Source organism: Falsiroseomonas sp. HW251, assembly GCF_050563545.1.
Classification (GTDB): Bacteria; Pseudomonadota; Alphaproteobacteria; order Acetobacterales; family Acetobacteraceae; genus Falsiroseomonas.
Window position 1 is genome coordinate 53,296 of the sequence record NZ_JBNXUM010000038.1, and the last position, 14,942, is coordinate 68,237.

The 14,942-nt window shown below is 69.7% G+C and carries 14 protein-coding genes; 3 read left to right on the forward strand and 11 right to left on the reverse strand.

What is annotated here, in order from left to right; all coding sequences use genetic code 11:
* Nucleotides 1-3: 3 nt before the first annotated feature.
* The 3 genes from ACLF3M_RS30800 to ACLF3M_RS30810 form a co-directional block, all read right to left on the reverse strand.
* Nucleotides 4-1,170 carry an ABC transporter substrate-binding protein gene (locus tag ACLF3M_RS30800; RefSeq protein ID WP_430660847.1) on the reverse strand — a complete coding sequence of 389 codons (1,167 nt, stop codon included), beginning with the start codon at nt 1,168-1,170 and terminating at the stop codon, nt 4-6.
* A 13-nt stretch (nt 1,171-1,183) separates the two neighbouring features.
* Nucleotides 1,184-1,912: a GntR family transcriptional regulator gene (locus ACLF3M_RS30805; protein WP_430660848.1), complete on the reverse strand. Its 729-nt coding sequence runs from the start codon at nt 1,910-1,912 to the stop codon at nt 1,184-1,186.
* 108 nt (nt 1,913-2,020) lie between these two features.
* Complete coding sequence (locus ACLF3M_RS30810; RefSeq protein ID WP_430660849.1) at nt 2,021-4,150, reverse strand: hypothetical protein; 2,130 nt, start codon at nt 4,148-4,150, stop codon at nt 2,021-2,023.
* Between the two features lie 192 nt (nt 4,151-4,342).
* Here ACLF3M_RS30810 and ACLF3M_RS30815 point away from each other — a divergent pair, with 192 nt between their 5' ends.
* Both ACLF3M_RS30815 and ACLF3M_RS30820 read left to right on the forward strand, forming a co-directional pair.
* The gene (locus ACLF3M_RS30815; RefSeq protein ID WP_430660850.1) at nt 4,343-5,116 is read left to right on the forward strand and encodes an SDR family oxidoreductase; all 774 of its coding nucleotides are present in this window, start codon (nt 4,343-4,345) and stop codon (nt 5,114-5,116) included.
* Between the two features lie 33 nt (nt 5,117-5,149).
* Complete coding sequence (locus tag ACLF3M_RS30820) at nt 5,150-6,793, forward strand: NAD(P)/FAD-dependent oxidoreductase (protein ID WP_430660851.1); 1,644 nt, start codon at nt 5,150-5,152, stop codon at nt 6,791-6,793.
* A 46-nt stretch (nt 6,794-6,839) separates the two neighbouring features.
* On the opposite strand, the gene ACLF3M_RS30825 is transcribed toward ACLF3M_RS30820, so the two are convergent.
* From ACLF3M_RS30825 to ACLF3M_RS30855, 7 genes are all read right to left on the reverse strand, one after another.
* Nucleotides 6,840-7,562: a class I SAM-dependent methyltransferase gene (locus tag ACLF3M_RS30825; RefSeq protein ID WP_430660852.1), complete on the reverse strand. Its 723-nt coding sequence runs from the start codon at nt 7,560-7,562 to the stop codon at nt 6,840-6,842.
* 1 nt (nt 7,563) lies between these two features.
* Entirely contained in the window at nt 7,564-8,520 is a 957-nt protein-coding gene (locus ACLF3M_RS30830) for a glycosyltransferase (protein ID WP_430660853.1), read from the reverse strand.
* Between the two features lie 148 nt (nt 8,521-8,668).
* A complete protein-coding gene (locus tag ACLF3M_RS30835) occupies nt 8,669-9,283 on the reverse strand; it encodes a hypothetical protein (protein ID WP_430660854.1) in 615 nt (204 codons plus the stop codon).
* The gene (locus ACLF3M_RS30840) at nt 9,261-10,454 is read right to left on the reverse strand and encodes a hypothetical protein (protein ID WP_430660855.1); all 1,194 of its coding nucleotides are present in this window, start codon (nt 10,452-10,454) and stop codon (nt 9,261-9,263) included. The genes ACLF3M_RS30835 and ACLF3M_RS30840 overlap by 23 nt, the downstream gene beginning before the upstream one ends.
* Nucleotides 10,455-10,619: 165 nt before the next feature.
* Nucleotides 10,620-11,321, reverse strand: coding sequence for a hypothetical protein (locus ACLF3M_RS30845; RefSeq protein ID WP_430660856.1), 702 nt, complete (start codon nt 11,319-11,321; stop codon nt 10,620-10,622).
* Nucleotide 11,322: 1 nt separating this feature from the next.
* Nucleotides 11,323-11,721, reverse strand: a complete 399-nt coding sequence (locus tag ACLF3M_RS30850; RefSeq protein WP_430660857.1) for a hypothetical protein — start codon at nt 11,719-11,721, stop codon at nt 11,323-11,325.
* Nucleotides 11,722-11,897: 176 nt separating this feature from the next.
* Complete coding sequence (locus ACLF3M_RS30855; protein WP_430660858.1) at nt 11,898-12,188, reverse strand: hypothetical protein; 291 nt, start codon at nt 12,186-12,188, stop codon at nt 11,898-11,900.
* 220 nt (nt 12,189-12,408) lie between these two features.
* Between ACLF3M_RS30855 and ACLF3M_RS30860 the strand changes: the two genes are divergently transcribed.
* On the forward strand, nt 12,409-12,606 hold the full coding sequence (locus tag ACLF3M_RS30860) for a hypothetical protein (protein WP_430660860.1): 198 nt from the start codon (nt 12,409-12,411) through the stop codon (nt 12,604-12,606).
* 1,112 nt (nt 12,607-13,718) lie between these two features.
* Here the strand turns inward: ACLF3M_RS30860 and ACLF3M_RS30865 are convergent.
* The gene (locus ACLF3M_RS30865) at nt 13,719-14,288 is read right to left on the reverse strand and encodes a hypothetical protein (RefSeq protein WP_430660859.1); all 570 of its coding nucleotides are present in this window, start codon (nt 14,286-14,288) and stop codon (nt 13,719-13,721) included.
* Nucleotides 14,289-14,942: the final 654 nt, after the last annotated feature.

Below are 14,942 nucleotides of genomic sequence, written 5' to 3' on the forward strand. Positions count from 1 at the left end.
GCGTCAGCCCTCGTCGCGGACCTGGCGGATGGTGTCGAACTCGATGTTCCAGATCTGCCCGTCGCGGCGCTCCGTGCGGCGGATATACATGTCCTGCACGATGTCGCGGCTCTGCTGGTCGATGGTGACCGGGCCGCGCGGGCTGGTCCAGGACAGGCCGCGGCCGGCGGCCAGCAGGCGCTCGCCGTCGTCGCTGCCATTGGTGCGCTTCAGCATCTCGCCGACCAGGTGCATGCCGTCATAGCCGCCGGCGGCCATGAAGTTCTGGCGCATGCCGGGCGCGACCGCGCGGAAGGCGTCGGCGAAGGCGCGGTTCTCCGCGCTGTCATGCGCGGCGGAGTAGTGGTGGCAGGTGATCGCGCCCAGCACCGAATCGCCCATGTCGTTCAGTATGTCGTCGTCGACCACGTCGCCGGTGCCGATCAGCTTCACCCCGGCCTCCGGCAGGCCGCGCTCCGCGAACTGCTTCGTCAGCGCTGCGCCCTCGCCCGAGGGGACGAAGATGAACAGCGCATCCGGCCGCGCATCGCGCACGCGCTGCAGGAAGGGCGCGTAGTCCGGGTTGCGCAACGGCGTGCGGAGCGTGAGCGGCACCTGGCCGCCGGCGCGCTCGAACCGCTCCTTGAAGGCCTTCTCGGAATCGAGGCCCGGCGCGAAATCCGTCACCAGCGTGACGACGGACTTGATGTTGTTGCGGAAGGCCCAGTCCGCCATGGGCTGGCAGGCGAGCGGCAGGCTGAAGGCGGTGCGCAGGATGAAGGGCGAGCGCTGCGGGATGAAGCTGGTCGCGGCGCAGGTCACGATCATCGGCAGCTTCGCCTCGGTGGCGACCGGCGCCGCCGCCAGCGCCAGCGGCGTCAGCCCGAAGCCCATCAGCGTCCGCACGCGTTCGCGCGTGGCGAGTTCCTGCGCGTGGCGGCGCGTCACGTCGGGCGCGACACCGGTGTCGTCGCGCAAAAGGATCTCCACCTTGCGGCCGCCGAAGGTGTCGCCGTGCTGGCGGAGATAGGCCTTCACCGCCGCGTCGACCTGGCGGCCGGTGCTGGCGAAGGGCCCGGTCATCGGCAGGATCAGGCCGATGCGGAAGGCCAGGCCCTGCGCCAGCGCCGGACGCGCGAGCGCCACGGCGGCGGCGCCGCCGAGCGCGCGGCGGGTGATGATGGCGTTCATGGGTTCTCCTTCCTCAGGCCGCGTCCTCGCGGGCGATCAGCGCCGCAGGTCCCTCGGCATCGCCGGATTCCAGGATCAGCCGCAGGTTGCGGCGGGCATTGTCGGCATGTTCCCGCGCCAGCGCCTCGGCGCGCATCCCCTGCCCCGCTTCCAGCGCCTCGACGAGCAGATGATGCTGCTGATGCGCGAAGGTCAACAGCCGGTGGCGCTGCGGCCCGCTGGCCGGGCTCGGCACCAGGGCCGAGGCGCCCGCAAAGGGCAGCGCCTCCACCATGGCGACGGCGCGCGACAGCGCGGCGTTGCCCGCGGCCTCCAGGATAGCGCCGTGCAACGCGGCGTTCATCGCGACATAGGCGTCGGTCGCCTCGGCATCCATCACTCCGCGGGCGAGCGCCGCGTCGCCCTGGTCCAGCGCGTCATGCAGCCGGCGCGACAGGCCGCGCGCGACGCCGTGCTCGGCGACCAGCCGGGCGGCCATGCCCTCGAGCTGCCCGCGAACCGCGATGGCATCGTCGATCTCCCGCGCGGTGAAGGCGCGCACGGCAAAGCCGCCGCCCGAGGCGGGGACGACCAGCCCCTCGGATTGCAGTTCGGCCAGCGCCAGGCGGACGGGGGTTCGCGACATGCCGAGCGCCTCGGCCAGCGGGATCTCGGCCAGGCGTTCGCCGGCGCGCAGCTGCCCTGTGAAGATGCGCGCGCGCAACTCGATCAGCGCGCGCGACGCCTGGCCCGTCACGGCCATGCATGGATCCCGTGGTTGCAGAACGTTGCCCGGCGCATCCGACGTCTCCCTGGCGGGCCGCATACCATCGGCCTTCCGCTGCATGCAAGGCGGGGCGGCCCGATCCCGTCATGTCCGGCGGAGGCGCCGCATCGGGCCTGCCACGGCACAGGCGGCGACCACTGCGACAAGCATCATAACGGTCCCTTCGCGGAGACCCCGTGGCGTGAACACCAGGACCAGATCACCCGCCGCGCCAGCCGGCATGTCAACCGCGACAAAGGTGCCCGCATGCGCGCGGACTGGCAGCGGGGCCCCGTTCAGACTTGCCGCATAGCCGGGCCAGTAGGTGCGCGCGAACACCAGCATGCGCGGCGCGGAGCCTTCGGCTGAAACCCGCAACGTCTCCCGGCCTGCAACGGCATTGCCGTTCGTCTCGACGCGGATGCCGGGATCGTGCCACGCCAGCGATCCCGGCAGCAGGCCGTCAGAACGGGCAGTCGCCACGACAAGCCGAAGCGGCCCTTCCTCCGTGATGCGCCAGTCCGGCGGCAGCGCCGCGCGAACCGCCTCGGCATGCGGACCCTGGGCAGCCACGATCCGAGTCACGCGCATCAACTGGGCGAGAGTGCTGCCGGTGACGGGTTCTAGCATGAAGAGCCGTGCGGCACTGTCGCGACACGGCCATCGTGAGTCCGACCAGCACAGCAGGCGGAACAGCCCGTCATGCCCGATGGGCGAGTAGCCATTGATGGCGGCGCGGCCTTGTGCAAGGCCGGACTGGCCGAACAGCAGGGCCTGCGTGATACGGGGTGCGAGCCGGATATCGGCGGCGTCCGCCGCGTGAAACTCGTACTCGGGCGGAATAGCCCCGAAGGTCGGCGCAGCACTCATCGTCGTCGGAAGCCCGAAACGGGCGAAGACGCCCAGGTCCGGGGCCAGTGCGCTCGGCACGGAGAGCCGCAGCATGGCAGCGAGAGCCCAGGTCGCGCCTGCTACGAGCATAGCAGCCGACGTTGCACCTCCAGGCCCGAGTTGGGCGAGGCGTAGCGCGACATAGAAAAGCAGCAGGCCGCACGCTGCCGGCAGCACGGCGATCGCCGGGACCGCCATCATCGCGACGATCGCCGAGACAGCGATGGCCGTGCCGAGCGTCAGGATCCGCCCCAGGCCGGGGACGCCGAGCCCGGTCTCCTGGAGTTGCACCAGCGCCAGAAGGACAACAGCGATGTGCAGGCCGGGCAGGAAGCGGATCGGAAAGCGGAACCAGCCGACGGTGCCGGCCGCCTGGGTTCCGAGCAGCATCGCACCCGAGAAGCACAGCAGCAGAAGCAAGCGCGGCTCCGACAAGCGGATGCGCTCCCAGCGAAGCAAGACAAGGACGGGCACCACGAACCAGGCGGCATGGAAGATCGGGGCGGCAACGAGCTGATTCTCGCCGGATGGAAAGCGCAGGCTGCCGACGTGGAACAGGTTGGAGAGCAGAAGCACGTCGCGCAGCTGCGGCATCAACTCATCGGCGCCGGTGCCCACCGCGGGCCTGCTGGCTACGTCGACGATACCGACGAGCGGCAGGATGGCGATCCCGCCGGCCATCAAGCCCAGCAACCCCGCCACGCCAGGCGCGACCGCGGAGCGCCAGCCGGCGGCCCACCACGACACGGCCGCCCAGACCGCGACGAAGCAACCGAGTGTCAGGACGGCGAACGGCCACCCCGCCGTCATGACCAGAAATACCGCGGCGACGGCGCCGACAAATGGCATGCCTCCGCGGTCCGCGCGCAGGATCGCGGCCATGGCCCAGACAAGGAAGGCGGTCGAGGAGAAGCCCGGAAACCAGGATGCCGCATACCAATGCTGCAGGAAGGCATTGCCGGCGACGGCACCGGCCGCCGCATGGGCGAGCGCCACCCGCAACCCCAGGCACCGCGCCAGGACGAAGGCGCCGGCGGAGAGCAGGGCGCCGAATGCCACCGCAAGGAAGGCAGCCGCGCCATCCTGCGCGCCGAAGGCCGGCAGCGTGGCATACGCTGCCAAGAGGACCGGGTTGAACAGGCCGAACTGGTATTCTGCGGCCAGGTTGCCGCCTACCCAACTCTGCAAGGCAAGGAAGGGCAGCTCGCCGCGCCCGATCGATCTGCCGATCGCGACCAGGGTCGGCATGAAGTAGATTTCCATGTCGTCGCGAAAGAACGCTGCCCGGTCATGCAGAAGCGGCAGCAGATTGAGGGCGGCACCGCCGATCGCGGCCAGCAGCACATTCAGAAGTGGCGCGAATCGCGAGCCACCGGCCATTCCCATCGACCGCAGGCTCCGTGTTGGTTCGATCTGTTCGCACGCGTGACACTTTGTTCCGGCGCTTTCGCTCTTGTCGAGAGCGCCAGGCATGGGCTGCGGGCACGCTTGCCCTCGCCCGGGTGCCGCCCCAGTGTCGACTTTTGGAGGACGGCGATGGATCTGCGGATCAAGGACGACTTGGCCCTGGTGATCGGCGCGAGCGACGGGATCGGCCGCGCGACGGCCGCGGCCGTCGCCGCGGAGGGCGCGAGGGTCACCATCTCCGCCCGCAGCGAGGCGGATCTGGCGGAGGCCGCCGCGGCGCTCGGCGTGGACCACATCGCAGCGGATGCGACCGAGGCGGCGTCGGTCGATTCGCTGCGTGCAGCCTGGGACGCCCGCCACGACCAGCTGGACATCCTGGTCGTCGCCGTCGGCGGCAGCCACCGCTCGCCGTTCGAGAAGCTGACCGACGCCGACTGGCAGGCGAACTGGGAGTTCAACATCCTGGCCACCGTCCGCGTCGTTCGCGCCTTCCTGACGGCCCTGCGGAAGGGGAAGGCCGCCCGCGTCGTCCTGTTCGGCGCCGCGTCCGCCCGCATGCCCTATGCCGAGCAGATCGTTTCCAACGTCCACAAGGCCGGGCACCTCGCCCTGGTCAAGACGCTCGCGGCGGAACTCGTCGCGGACGGCATCCGTGTCAACGCCGTGGCGCCGGGGCGGACCGTCACGCGGCTTTGGCGCCGTCGGTCCGAGGCGATGGCCCAGCAGGAAGGAACGACGCCAGACGCCATCCTGGCCCGCTTCGCCGACGACATCCCCCTCGGCCGCTTCGGCACGGCCGAGGAGATCGCCGATGTTGCGGCCTTCCTCGCCTCACCTCGCAGCGGTTACATTGTGGGACAATCCGTTGCCGTCGATGGCGGCATCGGGCGCGGCCTGCTGTAGCGGTGGCCGCGCGCAGCGGCTATCACGCGCCTCATGCTGCGGTTGACCGAATTCAAGCTGCCGCTGAGCCACCCGCCCGAGGCGCTGGAGAAGGCCCTTCTGGCGCGACTCGGCCTGCGGCCGGGCGAGCTCAGGCGCTTCAGCGTCGCCCGTCGCGCCTGGGACGCGCGTAAGCGCTCGGCGATCGAGCTGGTCTATACCCTCGACCTCGAGGTCGCCGACGAGGCCGCCCTGCTGCGCCGCGCCGCGCGGGACAAGGTGCTGGCCCGCAGCCTGGGCCCGACGCCCGACACCACCTACCGCCATGTCGCGGGCGCGCCCACCCGGGCTACGAAGCGGCCGGTCGTCATCGGCACCGGCCCGTGCGGCATCCTCGCTGCCCTGGTCCTGGCAGAGATGGGCTTCCGCCCCATTATCCTCGAACGCGGCAAGGTCGTGCGGGAACGCACCAGGGACACCTGGGCGCTGTGGCGTAAGTCGGTGCTGACGCCCGAAAGCAACGTGCAGTTCGGCGAGGGCGGCGCCGGCACCTTCTCCGACGGCAAGCTCTGGTCCGCGATCAAGGACCCCCAGCATCTCGGCCGCAAGGTGCTGGAGGAATTCGTCCTAGCCGGCGCGCCGGAGGAGATCCTTTGGGTCGCCAAGCCCCATATCGGCACCTTCCGCCTGGTGCAGATGGTGGAGAGCATGCGTGCCAAGATCGAGGCGCTGGGCGGCGAGTACCGCTTCGGCACCAAGGTCGTGGACTTCGTCATCGAGACCGGCCGCGACGGGCAGCGACGGCTGCGCGGCGTGGTGACCGAGGCCGGCGAGACCATCGAGACCGACCATTGCGTCCTCGCGATCGGCCATTCGTCGCGAGACACCTTCGCGCGGCTGCAGGATCGCGGCGTCTTCATGGAGGCCAAGGCCTTCTCGATCGGCGTGCGCATCGAGCACCCGCAATCCATCATCGACCGTGCGCGCTTCAGCAATTTCGCCGGCAACAAGATTTTGGGGGCCGCCGACTACAAGCTAGTGCACCACTGCGGTTTCGGCCGCAGCGTCTATTCCTTCTGCATGTGCCCCGGCGGCACCGTCGTCGCCGCGACCTCTGAGGAAGGCCGCGTGGTCACCAACGGCATGAGCCAGTATTCGCGCGCCGAGCGCAACGCGAATGCCGGCATCGTCGTCGGCATCACGCCCGAGCGGGACTATCCCGGCAACTCGCTGGCCGGCGTCGCCTTCCAGCGCAAGTGGGAGGACGCAGCCTTCATCGCCGGCGGCGGCGACTACCGCGCCCCCGCCCAGCGCGTCGGCGACTTCCTGGCCGGGCGTGCTTCGACTTCGCTCGGCCAGGTGATCCCGAGCTATAAGCCGGGCGTCACGCCGACCGACCTCTCACACTGCCTGCCCGATTTCGCGGTGGCAGCGATCCGCGAGGCCCTGCCCGCCTTCGGCCGGCAGATCCGGGGCTTCAACATGGAGGACGCGGTGATGACGGGGGTGGAGACGCGGACGTCATCGCCGGTGCGGATTAGGCGCAACGCGAGCCTGCGCAGCGTGAACACGCTGGGGCTGTATCCCGCGGGCGAAGGCGCGGGCTATGCCGGCGGCATCTTCTCGGCCGGCGTGGACGGGATCCGGGTCGCGGAAGCGGTCGGGCGAGACATGGCGGGCCTAGCGGTGGCGGCATAGAGGCGCTGAATCAACGCCAGGGCGGAGAGTGCAGGCGCACCGCCGCTCACGCGCCCTCTTTGACCCGCCGCCATACACCGAGGATCGACTTGCCGATCCGGAAGCCCAGCAGCGCGTCGAGCCGCCGCGACGCCGGCACCATCCACCCATTCCAGAGCGCGATCTGCCCGCGCGTCGGTCTGTCCGCACGCAGAAGCAGCCGGTTGCCGAGCGACGCGAGCATGCCGACGCTGTCGAGGTAGCGCAAGCATACCGGGCGCAGACCGGGAAGCGTCAGCCGCGCCATGGAATCGCTGTCATATCGCCGGACATGGCCGATGGCCGCATCGAAGGGCGTGAAGAGGAAACGATGGGCCGGCGCCAGCACGATGACATGGGCGCCCTGTCGGAGGTGCGGCACCAGCCTCGCCATCTCGGCGACATCGTCCTCGATGTGCTCCATGACATCGATGTAGAGCGCGGTGTCGAAGGTCTCGCGGCCGTCGAGTTCCGCCGAGGTTGCGCAACGAGGCTCGACACCCGCAAGGCCGCCCGAGGCAACGGTCTCCGACAGCCGGGCGAAGAGGGTGCGATCCGGCTCCAGCGCCAGCCAGCTGCCACGCCCGGGCGCCCACAGCGCCCGGGTCGCCGAACCGATCCCTGCCCCGACCTCGAGCACGGCGGAGCCGACGAAGGGCTGCACCATCCCGGTCCAGTAGGCGCGCCAGTTCCCTGCCTCGGCGAACAGGTCGAGCTCGCCGCCGACGTAGTGGAAGCCACCGTTCTGCATATCAGCGCAGCACGTCGATGCGGCGGATGTAGTGTCGTGCGAACTCCACCGGCACAACGGGCGCCGCCGTCCGGTTGGAAAGCATGACGAAGGTTAGCGCCAACATCAGCGTCGCGAGCTGCAGCAGCACGACGAGCGAAAGCCCGACCACGTTCGTCGCCCAGCCCGGAATCGCCAGTTCGGTAAAGATCCGCAGGCCGATCGCCGCGGCGATCACCGCGCCGGTGACCCCGACCAGCAGCAGCGTCAGGACCAGGAAGCGGACGAAGACCTCGGTGGCGAAGACCGAGATCGCGCTCAGCCCGTGCGCGACCAGGGCAACGAGGTTCATGCTGCTCTGCCCGGCGTAGCGACGGCCGCGGGCCGTGGGCACGCGGCGCAGCGACGTGCGGGACCGCACGAGGGTCGCCGCGAGGTGGTTCCAGAGCTCGGGGCGCGCGACCAGGCGCGGCAGCAGCGCGCCAGGGATGAGGCAGAAATTGCCGAAGTCGATCGCAACCCCGGTGCCGAGGCGGAAGGCAGCCTTGTAGGCGGAGTAGCCCAGCCGGAAGCCGACGCCTTCCGAGCGCTCCGCGCGGTTCGCGACGACGATGGCTTCGGGATGCGCCTCGTGCTCCGCGATCAGTCGCAGAATGTCTTCCGGCCGATCCTCGCCGTCGGAGTCCATCACCACGACGAAGTCGTGCCCGGCCCGCCGCGCGGCCTCCACCAGCCCGACGGCAATCGCGCGCTGGTGGCCGAGGTTGCAGGCGAGCCGGACGATGGAGAGCCCTGCGAGCCGCGAGGCCAATGCCGCCAGGCGTGGCGTGTCGCCTTCCGTCGTCGAGCCGTCGTCGACGACGAGCACCGAGACACTGCAGCCCTGCGCGCCCAGACCCGCAAGCTCACCGAGCAGCAGCTCGAGCGAGGGCCAGTCGTCGAGCAGCGGCGTCACGATCGCGATGTGCCGAGTCGGCATGGCGGCTTCCCACGCAGGAGCTGCGTTCCGCCTACCGCGACAACGCGCGGAAGTCGATTCCGGGCCGCTGGCGGCAGGGCTGCCCCGAGCTGCGAACCACGGTCTCCGCATGTTCGCCACCGCTATACGCAGCCCGGCCAATCACCCGCTAAAGCGGCCTCGGGCGGCGCCGGACCTGTGCACCGTGCAGCAACAGCAGGTGAGTCATCGCGACGACGATGGCGATTCCGCTGAGAAAAAGACCTTCCCTCAGCCCGGCAGGGGTGAAGATCAGCGTGAGTTCGCCACTCGCCACGCCGCGTGGCAGGTCCACCGCCACGAAGACGCCTTCATGCGCACGCACCGGAAGCGGCGCGCCGTCCAGCGTCGCGGCGTAGCCGGGCCAGTAGGCTCTGGCGAAGATCAGGCTCGTCACCGCGGGATCGCGCTCGGACAGGCGCAGGGCCTCGCGCCGCGCGGTGGCGGGGCCGGCGGCCTCAGCGCGCAGCCCGACGACGGGCCAGGACAGCGAACCCGGGAGGGATGCGTTCGGCAGCGGGCGTTCGAAGAAGAGCGCATGGTCGGACGCGGCGACCTCGCGCCACGGCAGGCCCATCGCCGCGGCGGTTCCGGCGAGACCGGGGCTGCGCTCCACGATAATCCGGCGGATCCGGAAAAGGTCGGCCAGCGGCGCGCCCGTCGCTAGATCCGGCCGCCTTATCCGCTCCCCGGTTTCCGGACAGACCCAGCGCGAGTAATTGTCATAGCAGAACAGCGGCGACAAGCCGAGATGACCAATTGGGGAGTATCCGCTCACCATGGCCCGTCCCTGCTGCAACCCGATCTGGCCGAAGGGCAGTTCCCGCGTTCTGTCCGTACGCCTGCCCAAGAAGGCCCGCTCCGCGATAATGAGTTCGTAGTCCGGCGGCACCGTGCCCAGCGATGCCACCCCAGCGATCTCGCGCGGCACGCCGAATGGCGGGAAGATGCCCCCCTCCGGCAGGAGCGGTCCGGGCACAGCAGCGCGCAGCAGCGCCGCGAGGCACCAGGACGAGAAGCACCGCGCCGATCTGCACATAGGGCAGGAACTTGATGGGATAACGCATCCACAGCAGTTGGCTCGGCCCCTGCGTGGCCAGCACCATGAGGCCGGCGAAACCGACAAGCGTCGCAACCTCCGGCTCCTTCCAGGACACGCGCGGCCAGTCGATCAGCGCAGCGAGCGGCAGGACGAACCACGCGGCCATGAAGACCGGCGCCTGGAGCAGGGTCGCGTGGTCGAAGAACGGCAGGACGGCGAAGTGAAGCGGAGACGACAGGGAAAGCACGTCGCGGAGGTTCGCAACCAGGAGGCCGGCATTGCCGATCTCCGTCGAACGCCGCGCGACCTCAGCGACGCCAACCAGCGGGCCGATTCCGACCGCGCCAGTGAGCACGCCGAGCAGTGCCGCGCTGCCGGCATCGAGCGCGGGCCGCCAGCCCTGGCACCGCTGCAGGGCGACGAGCCAGACGAAGGTGAAGGCGCCGAGCGCGACGACGGCCTGCGGCCAGCCCGCGGTCGTGGTCAGAAAGGTCGCGGCCACGCAGCCCAAGAAGGTGCCGCGTCCGCGATGCGCGATCGCCACGAACGCCATCGCCCAGACCAGGTAGGCCGTCGCCGCGAAGCCCGGGAACCAGGATACCGCGAACCAGAAATGCAGGAAGGCGTTCCCGCCTATCGCGGTCGCGGCGACATGCGCCAGTCCGACCGGGAGGCCGAGCGCGCGGCCCAGCGCCAGGCCGCCCGCCGTCAGCACGCCGCTGAGCGCGATGCTTAGGAAGGCGGCCGCGGCGGCCTGATCATCGAACGCCGGCAGGACGGCGTAGAGCGCCAGCATGACCGGATTGAACAGCGCATACTGGAACTCGGCGGCGAGGTTCCCTCCGGCCCAGCTGTGCAGCGTCAGCAGCGGCACCTCCTGCGCCGACCATATCGTGCGCCCGATCGCCACCAGGGTCGGCAGGAAATACGTCTCCATGTCGTCGCGGAAATAGGCCGCGGGATCGTTCAGCAGCGGCAGGGCGGCCGGCCGCCGCGACGAGGCCGTGGCAGACGGAGGCGAGGCGGCCGGTGCGGCGGGTCACGCCGGCGCCGCCACGCGCCGCCACACGCCGAGGATGGACTTGCCGAGCGTGTAGCGCAGCAGCGCGTCGAGCCGCCGCGACAGCGGCACCATCCGCCCGTCCCAAAGTGCGATCTGCCCGCGCGTCGGCTTCGCCGCGCGCAGCACCAGCCGGTTCCCGAGCGAGGCAGCCATCCCGACGCTGTCGAGGTAACGCAGCGAGACCAGGCGCAAGCCGGGCAGGGTCAGGCTCCCCATCGACGGCCGGTGGTAGCGCCGGACATGCCCGATCGCGACATCGAAAGGCGTGAGGAGGAACGGGTGCTTCGGCCCCAGCACGACGACATGCCCGCCGGGGCGCAGATGCGGCAGCAGGCGCGCCATCTCGCCGAGGTCGGCCTCGATATGCTTCATCACATCGATGTAGAGCGCGGTGTCGAAGCTCTCCCCGGCGCTGAGGTCGGCGAGCGTATCGCAGCGCGCCTCGACGCCCCGCATCCCGGGGGCGTCGAGGGTCTCCGCCAGACGGGCGAAGAGCTGCCAACTGCGCGCGTCCGGCCGGCAGATTACCTGCGTGGCGGAGCCGATCCCGGCGCCGACCTCCAGCACCGCCTCGCCGATGAACGGGCGCACCATGTCGGTCCAGTAGGCTCGCCAGCGCCGCGCCTCGGCGAAGAGGTCGAGCTCGCCGCCGGCATAATGGAAGTCGCCGTCCCGCATCTCAGAGCAGCACCTCGAAGGCGCGGATGTAGTGCCGCGCGATCTCGGCTGGCACGATGGGCGCGGCGGCGCGGCTGGACAGCATCACGAAGGTCAGCGCCAGCGTCGGCGTCGCGAGCTGGAGCAGCACCACCAGCGACAGTCCGACGACGGTCGTCGCCCAGCCCGGGATCGCGAGGTCGGTGAAGAGCCGCAGTCCGATCGCCACCGCGATCACGCCGCCGGTTACGCCGAGCAGCGCGAGGGTGAGCACTAGGAGGCGGACGAAGACCTCGGTGACGAAGACCGAGATCGCGCTTAGCCCATGCGCGACCAGGCCGACGAGGTTCATGCTGCTCTGCCCGGCATAGCGGAGGCCGCGCACCGTCGGCGCCCAGACCAGCGGCGCGCGCGAGCGCATGACGCCCGCCGCGAGATGGGTCCAAGCTCGGAATGCGCGACGGGCCGCCCCAACTGCGTGGCCGGGATGAGGCAGAAATTCCCGAAATCGATCCGCCGCCCCGTGCACCGCCGGAACGCCGCCTTGTAGGCGAGGCAGGGCCGGGATGTCCTCCGGTCGGTCCTCTCCGTCGGCGTCTACGACGATGACGGCGTCGAAGCCGCCGCGGCGCGCGACCTCGACCAGCCCGATCGCAATGGCCTGCTTGTGGCCCATGGTGGCGGCGAGCGGGATGACTTTGAGACCGCCGAGCCGCGCGCCGAGCACCGCCCTCCCAGGTCGCAGGGCTGCGCCGAGCCGTCATCCACGACGAAGACAGTGGGACGCGCGATCAGCCCGATCAGGTCGGACAGCGCGCCGAGCAGAGCGCCGAGCGACGCCCAATCGTCCAGCACGGGCGTCACGATGCCGATTCGGCGGGTGCGCATGGGCGGAACACTGACCCCAGGGTTCCGCCCTTGTCGAGGGTTCCGCGCGCCGGCCGAGCCGGTCTTGCCGCAGGCCAGCTTTCGGCCGAGCCTGGGTAGCGGAGGACGACAATGGCCCTGCGGATCGAGGGCGACCTCGCGCTCGTGGTGGGCGCGAGCGACGGCATTCGCGGATGCCGCCTAAGCTGCACACCGCGTAGCCGAGGCCAGGCGCATCGCCATAGAAAGCGTGAAGAAGACCGAGGATCAGCACGGCTTTGCCGCGCATCCCGGACGCTGTGTCGTCGAGCGCACCTTCGCCTGGCTCGGCCGAAACAGACGCCTCGCGCGCGACTTCGAGGCATCCATCGCCTCCGCCGTCGCTTTCCTTTACGCCGCCTCCGCCATGCTACTCGTCCGCAGGCTGACTCGGTCCTGACCAGTTCAGAGACTGATGCGGTCGACGGCCCCTGAGCGGCATCGAGGTGCCAGGCTCGCGGCTGTTGAGGGTCAGCGAGCAGAGGAGCCGTCCGCCATGGGGATCACCACAAACGGCATGGACATCGCCAGGCGCGTGTTCTAGGCGCACGGCGTTGATTCGACGGGTCGCGCCGTGCTGCGGCGGAGGATCGGGCGGGCCGAGGTGCTGGACTTCTTCCGCGCGCCGCCGCCGTGCCTCGTCGGCATCGAGGCCCGCGGCACGGCGCACCCTGGGCGCGCGAGATTCGGGCACTTGGCCACGAGGTGCGGCTGATCCCGGCGGTCTACTTGCAGCCCTACGTCAAGCGCGGCAGCCGCCTCGGGTAGGGGGCTACTCGTGAATTAGGCTGCGATCGTGCGGCTCGTCACGTGGCGCAACGCCAACTGCCAACCGCCCCAAGTAATCCTTCAAGTTCAATTACTTACTATAGTTTGGCTTCGTTCTGGCAAGCCGAGTAGCCGGTCCATCCCTCGCCTCCTCAATCCGTGAAGCGTCCAAGGCGCGGACGGCCGTCCTCCGCCGAGACAATGCGCGCGCCTCGTAGCGCTCAAGTCCTGCAAGCCACCGCACAACGTTGCGCGACACCACGGCGTACGGCTGCGACGCCTCCGGGAGATGCGGACCGAAACGTGCTTGCGGCGGCGCCTTGCCCCGCTCCGCGACTGTCCGATGTATTGGTGCAGTAAGAGCCGCTGGCACTGCGTGCGGCACGCACGGTCGCACATCCAATTGGTCCGCAATCCCGTCTCCCGAGTCTCCCGCGCCCTGGGTCAGTAGGGTGAAGCGCACCGCGCGGACGCGGTCCACCTCGAGCTGCGCCTCGGCCACACGGCGTGCCAGTGCGAGCCGGGTGGCAGAGGCCCTCTCCCCTGCAATCAGGCCCGAGAACACCTCAACCAAGTGCAGCAGGCCTGCATCGGCGCCGATGGACACCGCCAGCCCGTGCTTGAACGCATTACGAGCGGCCCGCCGCTTGCCCGCAGCGGACTTTGGGCCCGTGCTGCGCAGCGCGTTCCGCCGGTTGGCCGCGAGCCGCGCTGGACGGGGAGGCGGCCGCTGCCCGCCATCCATCAGGGACGCCCGAGTTCGGTGTACTCGGCCTCACGCACGCGAGAACTCCGGCTCAGCTCCTCGGCCAGGGCAGTGCGGTGTCGGGCGACCTCGCGCAACACAGCGCTCCGGCGTGTCTCGGCGCTGACGATCATGCGCTCGATGCGCTCAACGTTGTCTAACGACCTGCCGAACGCCACCGCGGTGACGATGTCCATCGACAGATCCGCTCTCGTAATGATCTTCTCCACTTCCGCCACGGCCTTTGCGTCACGCCTGTACCAGCCGGCGGCTAGCTCCTGCGCTGGCGTTATCTTGCGGAGTATGTCAAACACATCTGCATCTCCCGGTTCGGATCTGTTCATGATGGGCGCAAGTACCGTTTCCAATGCATCGCGCGTCGCGACGGTCACAAGGCTCGCCTTCATGCGCCGGAGGCGGAGCGTCTCCCATAGCAGGTCGACGACGTCCTTGACCCAGAACTCCTCTAGAATATTCTTAGGCCGCACGTCGGCCCGAATGCGCGCTAGGAGTTCGGCGTAGGCGCGTTCGTCCTCACCGAGCAGGACCGGGGCCCGCCCGAGCAGCACCTGGGCGTTCGTGCCCTCGGCGGCGCTCGGGGCCTGGTCCAGGTGACCCGCCGCCGTGGATTTGGAAGGTCGCGCCACTTCGCTCGCAGACTCCGCGCCCAGGATGTACTTCCAGCCCGGCGACGTTACGAGCGGGACCGGGCCACTTCACTTGATGCTTGGCACGGTCTGATACCAACGACCCTATCGATCGACCGTTGCCCACGTTTTTTAGGCGACAGAGGGAATTCGTCCCGGCTTAGTGGTGATCGTGTTCCCGGCGTTGCAGCAGGGGTCGACCATCTGCCGGCAGCTGTTCCACGCGGTGATGCTGAGGGGGCTGCGCGGAGGTACTCTTAGAGGTACTCGACCGGGTGAGCTCTGGGGGTAAGGTGGCAGCTGCAGAAAGACGAGGTCGGCTGGCAGGCTCAGGCGGTCGCCGTGCTGGTGCCGGCCCGCGCTGAAGGCGGTCGCCGCCCGACACGGCGCCACGCCGGGGCGCGTGGCGCTGGCCGTAGTGCTGCGCCGGCCCGGCGTCATCGCCATCTATAATCGAACAGCCGGGCGAGTCACTTAGAGTCGCATCCACCAAGGGTTGTTGCCCAGCGCGGCTCCAAAATGCTAGGGCCGTCCAGCGGTTCGGGATTCGGCCGCTCTGCAGCTCTTGGAGACGCA

Excerpts from the sequence above, each read along its gene's own strand:
- ACLF3M_RS30800 (WP_430660847.1), bottom strand. The coding sequence starts at position 1,170 with ATGAACGCCATCATCACCCGCCGCGCGCTCGGCGGCGCCGCCGCCGTG.
- ACLF3M_RS30805 (WP_430660848.1), bottom strand. The coding sequence starts at position 1,912 with ATGGCCGTGACGGGCCAGGCGTCGCGCGCGCTGATCGAGTTGCGCGCG.
- ACLF3M_RS30815 (WP_430660850.1), top strand. The coding sequence starts at position 4,343 with ATGGATCTGCGGATCAAGGACGACTTGGCCCTGGTGATCGGCGCGAGC.
- ACLF3M_RS30820 (WP_430660851.1), top strand. The coding sequence starts at position 5,150 with ATGCTGCGGTTGACCGAATTCAAGCTGCCGCTGAGCCACCCGCCCGAG.
- ACLF3M_RS30825 (WP_430660852.1), bottom strand. The coding sequence starts at position 7,562 with ATGCAGAACGGTGGCTTCCACTACGTCGGCGGCGAGCTCGACCTGTTC.
- ACLF3M_RS30830 (WP_430660853.1), bottom strand. The coding sequence starts at position 8,520 with ATGCCGACTCGGCACATCGCGATCGTGACGCCGCTGCTCGACGACTGG.
- ACLF3M_RS30845 (WP_430660856.1), bottom strand. The coding sequence starts at position 11,321 with ATGCGGGACGGCGACTTCCATTATGCCGGCGGCGAGCTCGACCTCTTC.
- ACLF3M_RS30850 (WP_430660857.1), bottom strand. The coding sequence starts at position 11,721 with ATGCGCTCGCGCGCGCCGCTGGTCTGGGCGCCGACGGTGCGCGGCCTC.
- ACLF3M_RS30855 (WP_430660858.1), bottom strand. The coding sequence starts at position 12,188 with ATGCGCACCCGCCGAATCGGCATCGTGACGCCCGTGCTGGACGATTGG.